This is a genomic window from Paenibacillus planticolens, assembly GCF_013141725.1.
GTDB lineage: Bacteria > Bacillota > Bacilli > Paenibacillales > NBRC-103111 > Paenibacillus_E > Paenibacillus_E planticolens.
On the sequence record NZ_WHNZ01000061.1, the window covers coordinates 355,413 to 375,671 of the forward strand.

Genomic DNA, 20,259 nt, shown 5'->3' on the forward strand with positions numbered 1-20,259 from the left:
CTATCAGCGCAAGCTCGTTTGCTCGTTGATTACTCGTGGTAATGAGCAGCAACCACTTCATTACATCTGACACACAGGGTCGGATGTTCTTTACTTTGCCCAACCTCTGGGGTCACTATCCAGCAGCGTTCGCACTTCTCGCCGTCTGCAACAGCAATGGCAATCGCGATATCCTTCGACTGATAAGCCCCCTCAGGCGCCCCCGTACCCGGTTGATGTACACTTACAGCAGACACGATGAACAATTGATCCAACTGCTCAAGCTGTGTAAGCAAGCTATACGTCGCTTCGTTCGGATACAGGTGTACAGCTGCTCCTAAAGAGTTGCCGATCACTTTCTCTTTGCGCGCTTCTTCCAGAGCTTTCAAAACTTCGTCCCGAACATCCAGGAAGCTGTTCCATTTATTTTCCAATTGCTCGTTGTACAAGCTGGTATCCACTTCCGGCAGCTCAGCCAATTGAACACTGCTTAGCTCGACACCGGGAATGTTCTTCCACACTTCATCAGCCGTATGAGCTAATATAGGCGAAATCAACTTCGTAACAGCGACTAAAGCCGTATACAAGACCGTTTGCGAAGCTTTACGCGCAGCATCTTGCGGTGCATTGGCATATAAGCGATCTTTAATAATATCCAAGTAGAACGAGCTCATCTCAACTGCGCAGAAATGATGAATCGTTTGATACACGACGTGGAATTCATAAGCATCATATGCTTTTACAACTTTCTCAATCATCCGGTTCAAACGAATCAATGCATAGCGGTCAAGCTCTGACAAACTCTCTGCGGCTACCTGGTCTGTCGCCGGATTGAAATGACTGAGGTTTCCGAGCAGGAAGCGCAGCGTGTTGCGGATTTTACGGTAAACTTCCGTCGTTTGGTTCAAAATGTTGTCGGAAATCCGGTGGTCGGATTGGTAATCCACGGAGGACACCCAGAGGCGCAAAATATCAGCACCAAGCTTACCGCACACAACATTAGGATCAATCGTATTTCCGATGGACTTGGACATTTTGCGCCCTTCACCGTCAAGTGTGAAACCATGGCTCAGAATGCCTTTGTACGGAGATTGCTCTTTCGTCGCAACGCCTGTAATCAAGGAAGAGTTAAACCAACCACGGTATTGGTCGGAACCTTCCAAATACAGATCTGCCGGCCATTGCAGTTCAGGGCGGGCTTCAAGTACGGCCACGTGGCTTGAACCTGAATCGAACCATACGTCCATGATATCCGTTTCTTTACGGAATTCGCCATGACCGCATTTCGAACAGCAAGTTCCCTCCGGAAGCAGGTCCTTCTCCTCTTTAATAAACCATGAGTTCGAACCTTCTTGCTCAAAAAGCTGAGCGACATGCTCGATCGTTTGCTCGTTCACCAGCGGTTCATTACAGCTGCGGCAGTAGAAGATCGGGATTGGGACGCCCCATGCACGCTGTCTCGAAATACACCAGTCCCCACGATCGGCGATCATGTTGTGCAAGCGGGTTTCTCCCCACTCCGGCGTCCACTTCACTTTTTTGATTTCATCCAGCATCTCTTGTCTGAATTTATCGATGGAAGCGAACCACTGCTCCGTAGCGCGATAAATAACAGGCTTCTTCGTCCGCCAGTCATGCGCGTACTGATGCTGAATTTCTCCCGCTTTCAGGAGCAAGCCTGATTCCTGCAGCTTCTCAATGATCAGCTTGCCGCCTTTTTCATAGAACAAGCCTTCAAAGCCCGGCGCTTCCGCTGTAAAGTGTCCTTGATCGTCGACCGGACAAAGTACGCCGATGTTGTAGCGCTGACCGATGGCAAAGTCGTCTTCCCCATGTCCTGGAGCCGTGTGTACACAGCCCGTACCCGCTTCCAGCGTAACATGCTCACCAACCATCACAAGCGACTCACGGTCATAGAACGGATGCTGACACGTTACGTATTCAAGCTCTTGCCCTTTCACAGTGGACAACACTTCGTAATCATTCCAACCAATTGCTTTCGCCGCCGCCTCTATCAGGCCTTTTGCCAGCACATACTTCTTCCCGTTTGCTTGCACCACAGCATAGTCGAATTCCGGATGCAGGGAGATCCCCAGATTCGCCGGAAGCGTCCAAGCTGTCGTCGTCCAGATGACGATGGCCGCATCTTGAGGAAGCTTGTCTTTACCGTCTTTAACCGGGAAAGCCACATAGATCGATGAGGACGTTTTTTCTTTGTACTCAATCTCCGCTTCAGCCAGCGCACTTTCTGACGATGGAGACCAATAAACCGGCTTCAAGCCTTTATAGACGTAGCCTTTTTGGACCATTTTGCCGAATACGCGAATTTGTCCGGCCTCATACTCCGGTTGCAGTGTGATATACGGGTTTTTCCAGTCACCGCGAATACCCAGACGCTTGAATTGACTTTTCTGCTTCTCTACGGATTGCAGCGCATATTCTTTACAGTATTCACGGAATTCAGGAACCGTCATTTTCTTGCGATCGACTTTTCCGCTGTTCGTGATCACCTGCTCGATCGGCAAACCGTGCGTATCCCAACCCGGCACATAAGGAGCATCATAGCCTTGCAGCGTTTTAAAACGTACGATAATATCTTTCAAAACTTTGTTAAGCGCATGCCCAATATGAATATCTCCATTTGCGTATGGAGGCCCATCGTGCAAAATAAATTTAGTTCTGCCTTTGCGACTCTCCTGCACTTTGGCATAGATATCTTCGGCATCCCAATGTTCTTGAATTTTTGGCTCCGCTTGAGGCAAGTTCCCTCTCATCGGAAAATCGGTTTGTAATAATTTTAATGTTTTGCCATAATCCATTTCAACCACTCCATTCTTACCCTTATCCATAATATTAACCAGAAAAACAAAAAAAGCCTCCCATCCCCAAAAGGGACGAGAAACTCTGCTCGCGGTACCACCCTCGTTAATAAGCAGCAGGAAGACGCTTTAACCGCGTGCCAAACCTCGCTTAATCACTCGATCATGTGTAACGGCATGACCCGGTTCTCTCTACTTGATTCAAGAGACACTCCTGGGGGATATTCGGCACGCTGCAGAGATTAGGCTCACACCAAGACCCCTAATTCGCTGACACTGCATTAACGTCCTACTCGTTCCAGTCATAGCTTTGCTGAGATACATTTAAAAGGAGTATAACGAATTCACTAGACATAGTCAATATGACAGCCGCCTAGCAGCTATCTACCTATGCTTCTTCCTTTTGATCAAACTGCATGCTCTGCCAGCCTTCATTGTTTAAAAGCTCCAATTGAGCTTCCAGCAGCGTCCGGAAACGCGTCCGGTAAATCGACGCCTGCTTCTTCAATTCCTCAATCTCCAGAGCTACCTTGCGGGAACGCGTCAAGGATTCGTTAATAATCCGGTCAGCATTCTTCTCGGCTTCCTTCAGAATGAGCTGCGCTTCTTTCTTGGCGTTGTTTCTCACTTCATCCGCCGCTTCTTGTGCAACGATAATCGTTTTGCTTAACGAATCTTCGATATTCGTGAAATGATCCAGGCGCTCCTGCAGTGCCACCGTTTGATTATGTAAGTCTTTATTCTCACGAATCAACGCCTCATAATCCTTAATGACTTGATCGAGGAATTCATTCACTTGATCTTCATCATATCCGCGAAAAGAACGGGAAAATTCCTTGTTATGTATATCTAACGGTGTTAATGGCATTCGTGCCCCTCCTTAGCGTCTTGCGCAGCAAAACGCACATCTATACAGAACACTTCGACAGAAAATAAGCAATTCCTGCAAAGTTCGTGGATAATTTATCCACGTTCAAGCGAACTTACCTATTTTCACACGAATCCTACCTTTTTTCGTTACGCCTTCCACCTCAAGCACCTTGAATCGGCCGAACCCTTGCATCGAGACCATGTCGCCTTCTTTCAGCGGCTTGCTCGGATCTTCCTCCGCCTTCCAATTGACGCGGCAGCGTCCGGCTTGGATAGGTATAAGCACTTTTGCCCGGCTAAGCCTGAATACATTGCTTACAATCCCGTCCATTCGCATGGAGGCAACGGACAGCGTCAGCTCGTCCAGCTTCACGGAGGATAACTCCAACTTATTGAGCGGCAGCAGCTCGGTTTGGACATGGACTTTATGTACTTGAGATAAGTTTAAGTGCAGGTAATCCGCAGCATCGCGAGTGACCAAGCAGTGGCAGCCACCCTCAATAACATGAATATCGCCAACCTTGTCCCGCTTCATGCCGAGTCCAAGAATGGCGCCCATGTAATCCCCATGTTCCAATACTAGAAATTTGCCGTCTCCGGATGAAACGGAGAGGACAGCCATCTCCATCTCCATCTCTTCCCCGTCCAAATCACGGTAATCGGGGGCGATTAACGCCCTCCTGCGTTCAGCATCCGCGTACCCGCCGTCCAGCCGGCAGTGCACATCCGGATGCCGATTGACCAATGACGTAAGAATAAAGGCTTGTCTGGGATCCAGAAAGTCGGTCAGCTTCACGGCATGATTCTGCGCTGCCCGCTCCACCCAATCCCAGGCTTTATCTACAAAGTAATGTTCGTCCGAATGAAAATGACTATAGAGTTCTTTATGCAAAGTTAAAACATCCCTACAATGAAATCTAGAACAGCCATAATCCCCATAACCACAAAGCGCAATGCGATCAGTGCTACGATTGGGGATAAATCAATGAACCCTATGCTGGGAATTATTTTTCGGAAAGGACTTAAATACGGTTCAACTAATTTCCCGAGCAAACCTCCGATAAAACTGTCGCGTGCATTCGGAAACCAGGAGAGAATTAAGTAACCGATGATCATGAAATAATAAATTTCCATCAAAATACTAAGATAATAGTGAACGTAATCCACGTACGCATCCACCTCTGTGTTAGGATATGCGCCTATTCCTCACCCATCATCTCGGAGATGTGGCCATGAATATCAACTGTGTCAGGGGTGCAAAGGAAGATATTCGGTCCCAGTTTGGAGATAGACCCATTCAAAGCATATACCGTACCGCTTAAAAAATCTACGATGCGTATGGCCTGATCGCCGCGAACACGCTGCAGATTGACGACCACCGCTCTTCGGGAACGAAGATGATCCGCGATGTCTTGCGTCTCTTCGTAGGTTCTAGGCTCACTCAGCACGACACGTGCATTCTTCTGTGAGTGAATACTGACGACATTAGCCTTATTTTTATTACGTAATTCATAAGGATTGGTTTCAGGTTCTTCCGCAGTTTCCACGATTCGCTCTCGCTCCACAACTTCTTCCTCTTCTTGCAGCCCAAGAAAATTCATAAAACGGTTATAAACTCCCATTATAATTCCCTCCTATCCGCTTCTTCAATCCTAAGCAACCGCTACGCTTCTTTTCCGACTAAAACAGTCCCCAAACGCACCCATGTAGCTCCTTCTTCTATCGCCACTTCAAAATCTCCCGACATCCCCATGGACAATTCTTTGATCTCGTAAGGGAAAATGGCCCGCTCATTCAAGCGGTCTCGCAGTTCTCGAAGTCCGCGGAACACAGGTCTTGTTGCATCGGCTTCCATTTCATAAGGCGCCATAGTCATTAAACCGGAGATATGTATATGCTGCAATTTGCTGACTTCTTCAGCAAATTCGAAGAAATGCCCGGGATCCATGCCGTACTTGGACGCTTCTCCGGAAATGTTGACTTGCAGCAGACAGTTTACTTTGATGCCAAGCGCCGCAGCCTGCTTGTCCAGTTCTCTGGCCAAGGACATCCGGTCGAGCGAGTGAATGTAGGCGAATTTGCCAATGACATCCTTCACCTTATTCGTTTGCAAATGACCGATGAAATGCCACGTTCCCCGTTCATGCAGCGCTTCCCACTTGGGCTTCACATCCTGCCAGCGGTTCTCGCCGATATGCAGAAGTCCGGCATCAAGTACGCTTCTCGTCGTCTCCAGGGAAACATACTTCGTTACAGCAATGATCTTGATCTCATTCTCATGCCGTCCTGACCGCTTGCATGCTGCGGCCGCACGAGCTTCAACTTCTTCTTTACGCGCCAGTAAACTCATGATATGCGAACACCTCAATTCCAAACATCGATTGCCTGCCTCTTCCTAACGAAGACCAATCCAAGCAACCATTCTACCTGTCGAGCCGCCTTCTTTCCGATGAGAAAAAAAATGATCGGTGCTGCAGCTCGTACATAACTGAGTTACTTCGATATGGGACGACAAAATTCCTGCTTGGATCAACAATTTTCGGTTCAATTCTTGCAAATTCAGCATGTACTTGCCGTTTGCTTTCCTTCTGATGACTGTAAGCTGTTCATCCGTCTCAGCTTGAATCTCACTAAGAACCGTATAAACACGGCTTGCAACGGTGTCGTCAACTTCATAGCAGCATATCCCGATGGAAGGCCCGATTGCCGCTCTGATGTCAGACGGCCGACTTCCAAAAGTATGTGTCATTAAGGATATTGTAGCCATGGAAATGTTTAGCACGGACCCTTTCCACCCGGCATGAGAAAGCCCTATAGCCTGTTGAACAGGGTCGTAGAAAAACAGCGGCACACAGTCTGCAAACTGCGCACAGAGCACAATTCCCTTCTCCTGCGTGATGAAGCCGTCCTTCGCTTGAATCGCCGATTCTCTGGACGTTCTCCCTTTGCCCTTCTCATTAAGGCTGACGACGGCCACCTCATTCCCGTGTACTTGCTCGCCATAGGTAAAAGCATCAAACGGCAATCCGACCGCCTCAGCAAGCAGCTGACGGTTCCTGATCACGTGCTCCGTCTTATCCTGCACATGCAGGCCGCAATTCAGCGTTGAATACGGAGCTTCACTGACCCCGCCATGGCGGGAGGTGAAGCCCGCCGTTAATTCTTTGTACGGTTCCATCCAACTATCTATCGTGAAAAGATCAGGTTGATTCTCTTGTATTTTTTTCACAAATGGTTCCACGTTAATTCCTCTCCCTTACATTCACCTATCTCTACTTTAGCACAAAACAAAAAGACACACGATTGTCTCTTGGCTAACTGCGAGGCAGCAGCCTGCATTCGTGTGTCAGACGTTAATTACGGAACTGCCGGTTAATCTCATACACGCCTTCATTTTCATCGGTTTGACGATACGGCCGAACATCTTCGAGCTTTACCAGCACAACGTCAGCGCCGATTTTTACAATATGCTTCCATGGAATAATAACGTCCGTCCCCGAACCGAACAATCCGAAGAAGCGGCTTTGGTTAGGCACTACAATCGATTCGATCCGCCCCTGGCGAAGATCGAGCTCCAAATCGCTGATCGTTCCGAGCTTTTTGCCGTCCACGATATTGATGACATCCTTCGTCTGAAAATCAGATATTTTCATGAGGCTTTTCACCACGAATCTCATTAGGATTTTAACTGATTTTGTACTAGTATATGTGCAGGATGGGCAAAATGTCCTGAAAATTAAAAAAAGACCGGCACAGCTTGTCACAGCCGTGTCCGGTCTTTATGTAAAGAAATTACGATTTCACGTGTTTCTGCATCTGGCAAATGGCCGATTTCTCAAGCCGGGAAACCTGTGCTTGGGAAATGCCAATCTCATCGGCAACCTCCATCTGTGTCTTCCCTTCAAAGAATCGCATGGAGAGTATCATTTTCTCCCTTGCATTGAGCTTGCGCATCGCTTCGCGAAGAGCGATTCCTTCAATCCAGGACATGTCCTTATTCCGCTCATCGCTGATCTGATCCATCACATAGATCGGATCGCCGCCGTCATGATAGATCGGTTCGAATAAGGAAACCGGATCCTGTATGGCATCGAGCGCAAAGACGACATCTTCCTTCGGTACATTCAGCGCCTCGGAGATCTCATAAATCGTCGGCTCGCGCGAGTTCGCATTCGTCAGGCTGTCTCTGACCTGCAGCGCCTTGTAAGCAATATCTCTTAAGGAACGAGAAACGCGAATCGGGTTATTATCTCGTAAGTAGCGGCGTATCTCACCTATAATCATCGGTACAGCATAGGTTGAGAATTTGACATTTTGGCTCAAATCGAAATTATCGATGGCTTTCATCAGACCGATGCAGCCAACTTGGAAGAGATCGTCCACATACTCTCCGCGATTATTGAACCTCTGGATCACACTTAGAACCAATCTGAGGTTCCCATTCACCAATTTTTCCCTTGCCGTTCGCTCCTGCTTGGTCTGCAAATCAGCGAACAGCTCGCGCATTTCAGCATTGGTCAGAACAGGCAGTTTGGCGGTATCAACACCACATATCTCAACTTTATTTCGGGTCACCGTGATTACCTCCCAAGGAGAAACATTACTGTTAATTATCCCCGCGAGTGAGTGATTTATTCCTCGTCCAACCGCTGTCAGGCCACTTGACAAAAGGCTCTCGACTCGCTCCCCCCTGTGACTCCTGAACAATTTCGACATTGCCTGCGAAAAAATATTTTTCACAAAAAAAAGAGAGGCAGGATGGCAACACCATCCTAAGCTCTCCTTTTCCCTTACACCATCTTATTAAATTCTTTACGAAGCCTTTTAATGATCCGCTTTTCCAGCCTTGAGATGTACGATTGCGAGATCCCCAGCAAATCTGCAACGTCCTTTTGCGTTTTTTCCTCGCCATCCTGTAAACCGAAACGAAGTTCCATAATAATTCGCTCACGCTCGCTTAGTTTATCGAGCGCCTTATGCAGCAGCTTGCGGTCAACCTGTTCCTCGATATTGCGGTAGATAGTATCGTTCTCCGTTCCGAGCACATCGGATAACAGCAGCTCATTGCCGTCCCAATCTATATTCAGCGGCTCATCAAAAGACACTTCCGTTCGTATTTTGCTGTTCCGCCGCAGGTACATCAGAATTTCATTCTCAATACACCGTGAGGCGTATGTAGCGAGCTTTATCTTTTTCTCAGGATCAAAAGTGTTCACCGCTTTAATTAAGCCGATGGCGCCAATCGAAACCAGATCCTCGATATTGATGCCGGTATTCTCGAATTTTCTAGCTATATAAACAACCAATCGCAGGTTGCGCTCGATCAGCATCGCTCGAATCGCCGCATCTCCGGACGGTAATTTTTCCAATAAGTATTCTTCTTCTTCTCTTGTTAGCGGAGGCGGCAAAGCTTCGCTTCCACCTATGTAATAGATTTCTTCTCCTTTAAGACCAAGAAGCATCAAAATTCTGTAGTACGTTAGTTGAAAAAGCATTTTCCACTTCAAGAACATGATCGTTTCCTCCTAAGAGTTTTCCGTAGGAAAACTAGCTTCGTAAGCATTCTCTGAGTTTTCCGTAGGAAAACTTGCATCGTATGCATATGCAGAATCGTAAGCGCTATGGAAATACTACCCGGCTGATATTAACGCCGGATGAATAATCGCTTGATAGGACCCGTCGTTGCAAAGCTTGCCTCCGTCGAGACCGATGAGTACCTTAGAAGCTTCAATTTGCGTATGATTATGGGTAATCACCACCTTATCCGGCTTGATGGCCAGCATGAATTGGGTGTTCCGGTTTACGCCCCGGTAAGGCACGAGACGCAAGCGGTCCTGCCAGATAAACTCCTCCACACCCAAACCGCTTATAATTTGGTCAACATCGGCCGACCGAATCCTCTGAAGCCATTCTGCAGGCAGTACATCGCCCCATTCCGATACTTCCATCACCATGACAGGGGTGCGTGTTAACGGATCATACAATTGATTTCCGGTATCAATGAGCCCTTTACAAGAGGCTGTGTAATCTCCTACGTGAATCGTAACCTCCGCTACAAAGGTTGTCAGCACCTCGCGCTGCTTCGAGCTTTGCAGCACAGTTCTGAACCACCACAGCAAAGGAATCAGCAGCAATAGGACAAAAAGTACGCTGCCAATCTGAACTTGGAACATGGCCACACCGGATTGGGTAAATACAATTCCTTTCATTACATCCGATGAGGATGCAAGGACATAATGGATGCCAAACATGCCGCCTGCGACAGCAAAATTTACTAAGAGGAACGTTCCGAGGTTTCTCAATAAATTTTGTAAAGAGCCGAACCCGAAAGCAGTCATAATCATCCCTATACAAAACATACATTTCACAGAAAATGTAAAAAGAAATAAAGGCACCGGCAAGAACATAATGACGACATAGGAGGCTCCTAGGAACGACGAACCTGCAATTCTCCACCACTTGAACGGTATTTTCCGTGTTTTGGCCGTTACAATCAGCATGGCCGCATCCATCAGAAAGTTCAGCAGGAAAATGAGATCCGCGTAGACGATCACAATGTCCTCACCTCCATGAAAGATGCTTTTTCAACCATTTTCCTGACGAAACTTTAAGGTTCTAAATCAGTATAGGGCAATCCTAGTTCAAAGTCTGTCTAAACTTGCTAGTAGGGAGCTACTTTTTTTGTCAGTTGATGAAGTCTATTTCTCAACTAGAAAAGCCTTAAGAATAAGAAAAAACCGAAGCCGCTACATGACGTAGGACTTCGGTCTCTTTACAAGTTTTGTGTAATTATTTGTCGTTATTCCGTCCGCGATTGCGCAGGAACGTCGGAATATCCAACTGATCGTTGGATGGCTGTGAGCCGAATGGCTTGAGGTTATTCAACCGATTGTCCGAAGCCGCGGAAGACGATTGGGGCTGCTCTTGGTGACCTGTTACCGGACGCTTGGCAGGTTGACTCAGATGGGATGTTTTATGCTCAAACCCTGTAGCGATTACCGTTACTAGAATTTCGTCTTTCAGCTTCTCATCGATAACCGCTCCGAAAATCATGTTCACTTCGATATCGGAAGCAGATGCCACGATATCCGCCGCTTCATTGACTTCGTACAAGCTTAGATTCACACCGCCCGTGATGTTCATCAAAACCCCGCGAGCGCCTTCGATGGACGTTTCCAAGAGCGGTGAGGAAATCGCCTTTTTCGCTGCTTCTGCGGCACGGTTTTCGCCTGTTGCCACTCCGATTCCCATTAGGGCGGAGCCGCGTTCCGTCATGATCGTTTTCACATCGGCAAAGTCCAAGTTAATAAGCCCAGGAACCGCGATCAAGTCAGAGATCCCTTGAACGCCTTGGCGAAGTACGTTATCCGCTTCGCGGAATGCTTCGAGCATAGGCGTCTTCTTATCTACGATTTCCAAGAGACGGTCATTTGGAATAATAATAAGTGTGTCTACTTTCTCTTTCAGCGCAGCAATCCCTTGCTCTGCTTGCAAAGAACGTTTGCGCCCTTCAAATGTAAACGGACGCGTAACAACACCAACGGTCAATGCGCCCACTTCTTTGGCGATTTCAGCAATAACCGGCGCAGCTCCTGTTCCCGTACCGCCACCCATCCCTGCAGTAACGAATACCATATCAGCGCCGCGAAGCGTGTTCAGAATCATCTCCCTTGACTCTTCTGCCGCTTTCTTCCCTACATCCGGGTTTGCGCCTGCCCCAAGACCGCGAGTCAGCTTGTCCCCGATTTGCAGTTTATGAACCGATTTCGCGAGGTGCAGAGCTTGAGCATCCGTATTCACGGTAATAAATTCAACGCCCTTTACGCCGTTCTCAATCATTCGATTCACAGCATTGCTGCCACCGCCACCTACACCGATGACCTTTATTTGAGCCAACTGTTCCATATCCATATCAAATTCAAACATGTGAGTCATATCCCCCTAACGTTGCTTTCACTATATAAATTCACTGAAAAAACTTTTAACACGTTCGATAAAACCTGGTTTTGTGCTTTCGGAGGATTTTTTGGGTACAGCCTTTGTTGCCATTTTTTTGGAGAAACCGGAATTCCGGTTTTTCATGTACTTGGAAACGAATTGAATGATGCCTACACCGCTTGTATAAGAAGGATCGCGCACACCGATGAAATCTGGAACGGCAATTCTTACAGAGGTTGCAAGTTCGGCTTGCGCGACGGCGAGTACGCCAGGCATACAAACGGTTCCACCCGTGAGCACATACCCACCGGCTAAATCGCTATAACCAAGACGATGCACTTCGGCACGGATCATTTGGAAAATTTCTTCAACGCGGGGTTCAATAATATTCGCAAGATCGACTTGCGAAAACTCTTTTTCCACATTGCTTCCCATTCTCGTAACCTTGAATACTTGATCGGGGGCAGAGTCTTCTACCGATGCGCAACCGTATTTCAGCTTTATTTTCTCTGCGATTTCGAGCTGAGTACGAAGGCCTATCGAGATATCATTGCTGATATACTCGCCGCCGATTTGAATCGTTGATGTGGCTATCAGATTCCCTTGTTCAAACACAGCGATCGTCGCCGCACCTGCACCTACATCAACCAAAACAGTTCCAACTGCTTTCTCATCCTTGGAAAGTGCCAACTGACCGGAAGCAAGCGACATTAAGATGAGGCCCGCGACCTTAAGTTCGGATTTCTCCACGACACGGATCAAATTATGTATCCCCGTCTTCGCGCCTGTGATAATCGTCGCTTCCACTTCTAAACGAACGCCTATCATGCCGCGAGGATCGTTAATGCCTTCTTGTCCATCAACTAAATACTGCTTAGGTACGACTCCAATAATTTCACGCTCGGGAGGTAATGCGATGACTCTTGCCGCTTGAATAACACGATCGATATCCTCTTCCCCGATCTCTCGGTCTTCATTAGAGACAGCTACAACGCCGTGACTCGACTGAAGAGAAATATGATTTCCTGAAATTCCAACGTAAACCTCGGAAATTTGTACGCCGACCATTCGTTCAGCATGATCAACGGCGCTTCTTATGGAATGTACGGTTTGATCAATATCAACGATGGCGCCTTTACGAATACCCTCTGACTCGGCAGATCCCACACCTATTATATTAATGGTTCCGTTAACAACTTCCCCAATAATAGCACGAACCTTGGATGTACCGATGTCTAAACTAACAATGATGTCATTGTTGCTCAAGCCCCTGGCACCTCCTATAACTTGGATAATAAAGTGTTTTCATTACATTTACATAAATACGTATTCCACACAACCGCCATTTTCCCTCTTTTTTCAACATTTTTTTTACCGGAAACAAAGTCGTTTTTTTTAACAGTTAATTTTCAAAAGAATATAGATTTATCATGTCTAGTAATTGCACTTACATTTCTAGGGTTTAATAGGATACTATTTAACCATAAAACTAATTTTAACATTAATTTTCATGCTTGAGTAGTCCATCAAACCGTTTTTTTCTCAGGAAGGACGCGCGGTTTCCTAGGATGACGATTTCGTCGTTCCTTTCGGAGGCTGCTTCGTTCCGGCTTTATTCCCATCCTTGTTAGGATCGGCCGATGGGCTGCTCGAGCCGTTTCCGGCCTTTTGACCGGAAGCGTTGTTCGATTCGCTCCCCGATTCTTCGTTTGGTTCGAATGGCGCGTGATATTCTACTTCTAGCATTTTGATAATGCCGCTAGTAATATGATCCTCTTGTAAGCTTGCAATATAAGCAGGCAAATTGTCAATTTTCTCAGGCAAGTAGGCGATCGTGGTGTACACTTCAAATTGCGATCTCGTGTACAGCTTGATTTTGTCGGGATACGGTTCCGACGGATCCGGCTTAATCTCGGAAATATCCGAGAGCGCGCTCTCCGGGATTTCACTTAGCACCTTGCACAGTGCGGCCTTATTCGGATCTCCGTCTGTCCACCCCGTCAAAATGGGCATATCCAGCGGAATGCTGCTGCCGGCAGGCAGTTCGACGACTGCCCCATCGGCAAGCACAGCTTGCTTCTTGCCGTCTGTACCGATTTGGAAGGCAACCTTCGGAAATTCCTGCACAGTAATATGTACAACACCAGGGAAATGTTTCTTTACTACCGCCGCCTTCACCATGGGAAGCGAGGAGATACGCTGCGCAATCGTCCGGGAGCTGAATGCAAAGAAACGGTCGCCGACGGCAATTTGACTAGCTTGTCCGATCGTTTCCGAGGACATAAGCTCATTTCCTTCAACTTCAATGGCGCTTACACGGCTTAGAGATGATTGCATAAATAAAATGAATAAAATGATGGCGAAAAAAATGAATAAGAAAAAGAGCAGCTTCCGATTGGTACGCGCTCGTGGCTTGGGAACTGGCGGCAGAGCGGGCACGTTGCGGTCGTCAGACAAGATGGGCACCACCTAATAGTTTCATATGAAGGCTAATTTTGACAAACCTGTATGTAAAATCGAATGAAACCGTGAATCCCTGCCTGTGTCCAGGAAGGGATGCGCGGCACTCATTTAACTGTTCAATCACTCGCTTGGGACAGGCGCTTGGCGATGCACGGAAGCCCCTAACCTTGACAGCATATGTTCAATTCTATCATAGCCTCTATCGATATGATGAATTTGCTCAACGATCGTCGTTCCATGCGCAGCCAGACCGGCGATAACAAGCGCTGCGCCAGCACGTAAATCCGTCGCCTCCACCGTCGCTCCGTACAGCCTCGGAACGCCTCGTATAAAGGCTGAGCTCATATCCACACGGATATCTGCGCCCATACGGGACAGTTCATCTACGTGTTTGAATCTACCTTCGAAGATTGTCTCTTTCATAACGCTCAATCCGTCTGCTAGAGATAGCAGCACCATGACCTGAGATTGCAGATCGGTCGGAAAAGACGGATGCGGCGAAGTCACGATTCGTTCAACGGACTTCGGTCTTGTCGGACAGCTTACATGTATTATATCACCGTCCGTGATGATTTGAACACCTGCACGCTTGAGGACGTGAATCACAGAGGTTAAATGGGCGGGGTTAACCTTCTCCAAGGTAATGTTCCCCTTCGTTGCAGCAGCGGCCACCATGAAGGTTCCGGCTACAATCCGGTCTGGAATGATGCGGTAGGTGCACGGTGACAGAGAGGCCACTCCACGAATGGTAATCGTATCCGTGCCTGCTCCGATAATGTCGGCGCCCATGGCGTTCAGGAAGTTTTGCAAATCCTGAATTTCCGGCTCCCGTGCCGCATTATAGATCGTTGTGATGCCTTCGGCCTTCACAGCAGCCATCATGATATTTTCCGTAGCTCCGACGCTTGGAAAATCCAGAACGATTTCGCTGCCATGCAGCGCTTCTGCCGTGCAAACAATTTTGTTTGCGAATTCTTCAATGTGGGCACCAAGAGCCTGAAGCCCTTTCAGGTGCAAATCGATTTTACGTTCGCCGATCGCGCAGCCGCCGGGTTGATACACCGTGACACTGCCAAATCTGGCGAGCAGCGGACCCATAAGAAAGATGGAGGAACGCATCTGCCCCATCAATTCTTCAGGAATATGCGAGGAATTAGCTGTGGATGTTGTGATGGATACCGTATCCCCTTGCTGTTCGGCACGACAGCCTAGCGCACAAAGAATGCGCAGCATCGTGTCGATATCCAGCAAATTAGGAACATTATGCAGAGTATGAGTGCCGCTAGCCAGGATGCAGGCTGCTAAGATTGGTAATGCGGCGTTTTTAGCGCCGTGTATCTGGATGGCTCCCGTGAGAGGTCTTCCACCTTCGATAACGAGCTTCTCCAAAATTCCACCTCCGATTTACCTCTCACCCATCACCAGTACTTCCGGTACAAGCGATATCCCGTACTGTTTCAGTACGATCTCCTGCACCTCCGCTATGAGAGTGAGAACGTCCTCGGCTTTAGCATCTCCGGTATTCACAATGAAATTGGCGTGCAAGGTGGAAATTTCCGCACCACCGACGCGTTTGCCTTTCAGGCCAGCCTCTTCGATGAGCTTTGCAGCGAATCCCCCATTGGGGTTGCGGAATACACTTCCAGCACAAGCTAATTGAAGCGGTTGTGTGCGGAGACGCCGATCCCGGTAAGCCGCCATGGCTCCAGCGATTTCTTTGCGTTCTCCAACCTGTAATTCAAAGACAGCTTCTGTTACGATGCCGGGCAGCGTGTGCAGAATGGAATGCCTGTAGGCGTACTGCAAATCATCCGCCTGCATCGTGACCAATTCTCCTGTGTCCAAGATGACTTCAGCCTGCTTGAGTATGCGTGACACATCAGACCCGTGAGCCCCTGCATTCATGTAGACGGCGCCTCCCACAGAACCGGGAATGCCCGAAGCAAACTCCAGTCCGGTTAAACCTTCTTTGGCCGCTAATACGGACAATTTAATGAACGAATAAGAGCCGCCGACATGGACTGTCGCACCTTCAAAGCGCAAAGTCTCCAGTGCTGTGCCGAGTTTGATTACGACTCCCCGGATTCCTTTGTCGCTGACAAGCAGGTTAGAGCCTCGACCGATGATCGTCCATGGCACTCCGCGTTGATGCAGGAAACGGATGACAGCAGCAACCTGCTCCTTCGTGTTTGGGAGAATAAGACAATCGGCCGGACCACCGATTTTCCAAGTCGTATAAGGGGCTAATCGCTCATTCGTTCGAATCTCGCCAATATTTGCTGCCCGTAAGTCGGATATTAACTGCTGCATGGGAAAACCTCCTTCACAGAACGTAGGGCGAAATTATCGAAAAATCGGTTGAAAGCTCCATAATTTCAAAAATACGGGCCAAATTTGAAGATGGCCGGGCTTCAAGCTTTGGCGCCGTATTAAGCCTTAGGTGTCTGTCACGGTTATAGTATAGTTTATGTAAGATCGGATAGAGTGTGACAATCGCCTATTCGCTTTCGCAAAACTAACCCGATAAGCTATAGGATTCAATCAGTTTAACGATCGCTGCGACGGCATCGCCGCCGCTTTGAGATTGCATGGCTGCCTTGTAAGCCTCTCTGTTTGCATAGAGAGCCTCCAGACGGGTAAGCAGCGTCTCCGCTGTTAGTTCTTCCTCTTGCAGGACATCCGCATATCCGGCCTTCTGAAACGATTTTGCATTCAGAATTTGGTCGCCACGGCTTGCTTGCAGCGATAATGGAATAAGCAGCATAGGCTTCTCCAATGCCAAAAACTCGTAGATGGAAGTAGCTCCAGCCCGGGAAATAACCAGCTCCGTCATCGCCAGCACATCCGGAAGCTCGTCGTTTAAGTACTCAAATTGCTTATATCCGCGCGTTCCTGCAAGCTCTTCGGCAACATTGCCTTTTCCGCATAAATGGACGATTTGGAACTGCTCCAGCAAGCGAGGCAGATTGGATCTGACGGCTTGGTTGATGACTTGGGAGCCTAAGCTGCCTCCCATAATTAAAATGACCGGCTTTTGCTTATGAAAATCGCAAAGCTGGTAACCGCGCGATGCTTTGCCGATTGTCATATGCTTGCGAATCGGCAGGCCGGTTAGAACGGCTTTTTCTTTTTGTACATGCTGCATAGACTCCGGAAAGGTGACGCACACCTTCGTTGCCAAAGGTATGGAAATTTTGTTCGCCAGCCCGGGAGTCATATCGGATTCATGAATAATGACCGGCACTTTGTTCATCCGGCTGCCCAAAACAACCGGGACGGAAACGAACCCGCCTTTCGAAAAGACGATGGCGGGCTTCAGACGACGGAGCAGTCTATATGATTCATACACACCTTTCATAACTCGAAAAGGGTCTTTGAAATTTTTCAGATCGAAATACCGGCGTAATTTCCCGGAAGATATCGGGTAAAAAGGAATCCCTTCGCGCTCGATAATGTCTTTCTCGATGCCTGCAGCCGAGCCTATGTATTTAATTTCCCAACCTAACTCCTTCAGCCTATGCATGAGAGCAATGTTAGGCGTAACATGTCCTGCGGAGCCTCCTCCGGTAAAGACAATTGTTTTCATTCCTTTGTCACCTCGAATAACGGGATATATTGAGCAGGATGCCGACCGATGTCAGCATAAGCGTCAATGACGAACCGCCTGCACTTATGAATGGCAGTGTAATGCCCGTAACCGGAAACATTCCGATTACAACACCAATATTGATAATAACCTGAACGGCAATCATACCGATAATGCCCACAGCGATTAAACTCGCAAACGTGTCCGGGGCCGTAAGCGCCGCACGCATCCCTCGCCATACAAGGATAGTAAACAGTAGAAGCACTAAAGTTCCGCCAATAAAACCAAGCTCTTCTGCAATGATGGAAAAAATAAAGTCGGTTTGCGGTTCAGGCAAATAGCTATATTTCTGGCGGCTCATACCCAGGCCTAAACCTACCAAGCCTCCGGGTCCGATCGCATACAGCGATTGAATCGATTGATAGCCTGCGCCGAGCGGATCCTGCCAAGGATCTAAAAAAGCCGTAATCCGCTTTAACCGGTATGGAGCGGCGATGATGAGCCCTACAAAACCGGCAACCCCTATCATACCCAGATACGCGAGATGAAGCAATCTTGCCCCTGAGATAAAAATGATCAGCAGCGATGCGCCGACAAGCACAGCACCGGTTCCTAGGTCGGGCTGCAGCATAATCAAGCCGAAAGCGAGACCCATAATCCCTAGAGGGGGCAATAATCCCTTGGAAAACTGGGTGATTTTGGACTGCTGCTCGGACAGCATTTTGGCTAAATAAAGAATCATACCCATCTTCATGAATTCCGACGGCTGGATACCGAAAGCGCCAATCCCCAGCCAGCTTCTGGCTCCGCCGCGAACGACCCCGATGCCGGGAATCAACACGATAATCAACATGATGAAACAAACGATTAGCGTAATTCGCGCTATCTTTTTCCAAAGAAGATAATCTACATTCATCGTAAAAAACATGGCGATGATCCCTAAAACAGCAAAAATCAACTGTCTTTTGAGGTAATACAACGAATCGCCGAATTCGCGGAAAGCAAGTACGCTGCTCGCACTGTAAACCATAATAATGCCAATTGTCAAAAGCAGCAAGGTTGGAATAATAATCCAAATATCAGGAGCAGACCGTGATTTCCCCATAACAGACACCTCTTTATGTGTTCTGGGCCACATCCAAAGGATGCTCAGCCAAACAGGCAACGATACCGTCACCTGCCAGCAAACACATGTGGATAAGCCCTATTTAAAGGTTATGCACGGACTCCTTAAACATGCGTCCCCTGTCCTCATAGGAGGGGAACATATCCCAACTTGCGCAAGCCGGTGAAAGCAGGACGATATCTCCGGGTTCACTCATCCGCCAAGCAAGCTGAACGGCCTTAGCGACTGCATCCGCTGCATCCTTAGCAGTATCGACGGATTGTATGGAGCTAATTCCTGCCATTTCGGCAATATGTGTAATTTTCTCTTTCGACTGCCCTAATGTGACAATGCCTTTAATACGTTCGCGGAATATAGGCAGCAGCTCCATATAATCGGAACCGCGGTCCAATCCGCCTGCGATCAGAATAAGCTTCTGGTCGAAGACTTCAATGGATTTAATGGTTGCCGCAGCGTTGGTTGCCTTCGAGTTATTATAAAAGGTAACGCCTTCCAGCTCTCTCACAAGCTCCAGACGGTGTTCAACGCCTTGGAAGCTTCTGAGTACATCCGCTATGGCCGTAAGCTCAACGCCCGCTGTAATGGCCGCTGCAGCTGCCGCCATCGCGTTCTCAACGTTGAAGTTGCCCGGAATCCCGATTTCGCGCGCCGGCATAATCGGCGTAACGTCTCCTTGTCCGTTCGCGTAAACAAGCGTCTCAGACGTTTGGTCGAAGTAGATCCCGAAAGATAATGTTTCTTTCATCGAGAAAGGAAACAGCTTCGCCTTCAGTGATGGAAGGAGAGATTGGCAGACCGGATCGTCCCAATTCAATATAGCCGTGTCTTCCTCCGTTTGATTGGCGAACAGCTTCGCCTTAGAAGCTATATAGTCATCCATCGAACCATGGTAGTCCAGATGAGTTTCATACAAATTTAACAACAGCGCAATTCTCGGACGGAAGGATGTCGTTCCTTTCAGTTGGAAGGAGCTCAGCTCCACCACCATCCAATTGTCAGCTGTAACTTCAGGGGCCGCTTCCGTCAGCGCGCGTCCGATATTCCCCGCCACCACAGGCGACAGCCCTGCTGAATCCAACATTAATCCAATCAATGTCGTCGTTGTCGTCTTGCCGTTTGAACCTGTAATGCCAATAATCGGAGCTTCGCAGAACTGAAACGCGACCTCAACTTCAGTAACGACTTCAATCCCCAATTCCAATGCTTTGCGGATCGGTTCTACCGCGTACGGGATGCCAGGGTTTTTGACGACCAGCGCAACGCCCTCATGGACCAAGGACTCCGGGTGGAACCCGCATACAACAGAAATACCCAGAGCCTCCAATTCGTCGGCTTCAGGGCATGCGCTGCGCTCTTTTTTATCGTTGACAGTGACCAGGGCTCCTTTTTGATGAAAAAGCTTAGCCGCAGCGACACCGCTGCGAGCCAAGCCCAGAACGACCACTTCAAGTCCACGATATTCACGCGGATGCTTCATG

19 protein-coding genes and 1 other annotated feature are annotated in these 20,259 nt (G+C 48.2%); all 19 genes read right to left on the minus strand.

Going from position 1 to position 20,259, the window contains the following annotated elements:
- Positions 1–29 precede the first annotated feature (29 nt).
- Complete coding sequence (gene ileS / locus GC097_RS26070; RefSeq protein WP_171686189.1) at positions 30–2,798, minus strand: isoleucine--tRNA ligase; 2,769 nt, start codon at positions 2,796–2,798, stop codon at positions 30–32.
- Positions 2,799–2,866: 68 nt separating this feature from the next.
- Positions 2,867–3,113 (minus strand) — a binding site (T-box leader).
- 73 nt (positions 3,114–3,186) lie between these two features.
- A complete protein-coding gene (locus GC097_RS26075) occupies positions 3,187–3,666 on the minus strand; it encodes a DivIVA domain-containing protein (RefSeq protein WP_167063776.1) in 480 nt (159 codons plus the stop codon).
- A 105-nt stretch (positions 3,667–3,771) separates the two neighbouring features.
- Complete coding sequence (locus tag GC097_RS26080; protein WP_171686190.1) at positions 3,772–4,560, minus strand: YlmH family RNA-binding protein; 789 nt, start codon at positions 4,558–4,560, stop codon at positions 3,772–3,774.
- 2 nt (positions 4,561–4,562) lie between these two features.
- Positions 4,563–4,835 carry a YggT family protein gene (locus tag GC097_RS26085; protein WP_512699055.1) on the minus strand — a complete coding sequence of 91 codons (273 nt, stop codon included), beginning with the start codon at positions 4,833–4,835 and terminating at the stop codon, positions 4,563–4,565.
- 32 nt (positions 4,836–4,867) lie between these two features.
- On the minus strand, positions 4,868–5,290 hold the full coding sequence (locus GC097_RS26090) for a cell division protein SepF (RefSeq protein ID WP_171686191.1): 423 nt from the start codon (positions 5,288–5,290) through the stop codon (positions 4,868–4,870).
- Positions 5,291–5,331: 41 nt separating this feature from the next.
- Positions 5,332–6,018: a YggS family pyridoxal phosphate-dependent enzyme gene (locus GC097_RS26095; protein ID WP_171686192.1), complete on the minus strand. Its 687-nt coding sequence runs from the start codon at positions 6,016–6,018 to the stop codon at positions 5,332–5,334.
- Positions 6,019–6,063: 45 nt separating this feature from the next.
- Positions 6,064–6,897: a peptidoglycan editing factor PgeF gene (gene pgeF, locus GC097_RS26100; RefSeq protein ID WP_312875731.1), complete on the minus strand. Its 834-nt coding sequence runs from the start codon at positions 6,895–6,897 to the stop codon at positions 6,064–6,066.
- Positions 6,898–7,021: 124 nt separating this feature from the next.
- On the minus strand, positions 7,022–7,321 hold the full coding sequence (locus tag GC097_RS26105) for a YlmC/YmxH family sporulation protein (protein ID WP_171686194.1): 300 nt from the start codon (positions 7,319–7,321) through the stop codon (positions 7,022–7,024).
- 139 nt (positions 7,322–7,460) lie between these two features.
- Positions 7,461–8,243 (minus strand): RNA polymerase sporulation sigma factor SigG, encoded by a 783-nt coding sequence (gene sigG / locus GC097_RS26110; RefSeq protein ID WP_127451991.1) that lies wholly within the window; start codon positions 8,241–8,243, stop codon positions 7,461–7,463.
- A gap of 215 nt (positions 8,244–8,458) precedes the next feature.
- Positions 8,459–9,181, minus strand: coding sequence for an RNA polymerase sporulation sigma factor SigE (gene sigE, locus GC097_RS26115; protein WP_171686195.1), 723 nt, complete (start codon positions 9,179–9,181; stop codon positions 8,459–8,461).
- Positions 9,182–9,298: 117 nt separating this feature from the next.
- On the minus strand, positions 9,299–10,222 hold the full coding sequence (gene spoIIGA / locus GC097_RS26120; RefSeq protein WP_171686196.1) for a sigma-E processing peptidase SpoIIGA: 924 nt from the start codon (positions 10,220–10,222) through the stop codon (positions 9,299–9,301).
- 235 nt (positions 10,223–10,457) lie between these two features.
- Positions 10,458–11,594, minus strand: coding sequence for a cell division protein FtsZ (gene ftsZ / locus GC097_RS26125; RefSeq protein ID WP_171686197.1), 1,137 nt, complete (start codon positions 11,592–11,594; stop codon positions 10,458–10,460).
- Positions 11,595–11,624: 30 nt separating this feature from the next.
- Positions 11,625–12,872 (minus strand): cell division protein FtsA, encoded by a 1,248-nt coding sequence (gene ftsA, locus GC097_RS26130; protein WP_171686198.1) that lies wholly within the window; start codon positions 12,870–12,872, stop codon positions 11,625–11,627.
- A gap of 297 nt (positions 12,873–13,169) precedes the next feature.
- A complete protein-coding gene (locus GC097_RS26135) occupies positions 13,170–14,063 on the minus strand; it encodes a cell division protein FtsQ/DivIB (protein ID WP_171686199.1) in 894 nt (297 codons plus the stop codon).
- A gap of 126 nt (positions 14,064–14,189) precedes the next feature.
- Complete coding sequence (murA, locus tag GC097_RS26140) at positions 14,190–15,458, minus strand: UDP-N-acetylglucosamine 1-carboxyvinyltransferase (protein ID WP_171686200.1); 1,269 nt, start codon at positions 15,456–15,458, stop codon at positions 14,190–14,192.
- Positions 15,459–15,473: 15 nt separating this feature from the next.
- On the minus strand, positions 15,474–16,379 hold the full coding sequence (gene murB, locus GC097_RS26145; RefSeq protein WP_171686201.1) for a UDP-N-acetylmuramate dehydrogenase: 906 nt from the start codon (positions 16,377–16,379) through the stop codon (positions 15,474–15,476).
- Between the two features lie 205 nt (positions 16,380–16,584).
- Complete coding sequence (gene murG / locus GC097_RS26150; RefSeq protein ID WP_171686202.1) at positions 16,585–17,655, minus strand: undecaprenyldiphospho-muramoylpentapeptide beta-N-acetylglucosaminyltransferase; 1,071 nt, start codon at positions 17,653–17,655, stop codon at positions 16,585–16,587.
- Between the two features lie 7 nt (positions 17,656–17,662).
- Positions 17,663–18,760 (minus strand): stage V sporulation protein E, encoded by a 1,098-nt coding sequence (gene spoVE / locus GC097_RS26155; RefSeq protein ID WP_171686203.1) that lies wholly within the window; start codon positions 18,758–18,760, stop codon positions 17,663–17,665.
- 103 nt (positions 18,761–18,863) lie between these two features.
- Positions 18,864–20,258, minus strand: coding sequence for a UDP-N-acetylmuramoyl-L-alanine--D-glutamate ligase (murD, locus tag GC097_RS26160; RefSeq protein WP_171686204.1), 1,395 nt, complete (start codon positions 20,256–20,258; stop codon positions 18,864–18,866).
- Between the last annotated feature and the right edge of the window lies 1 nt (position 20,259).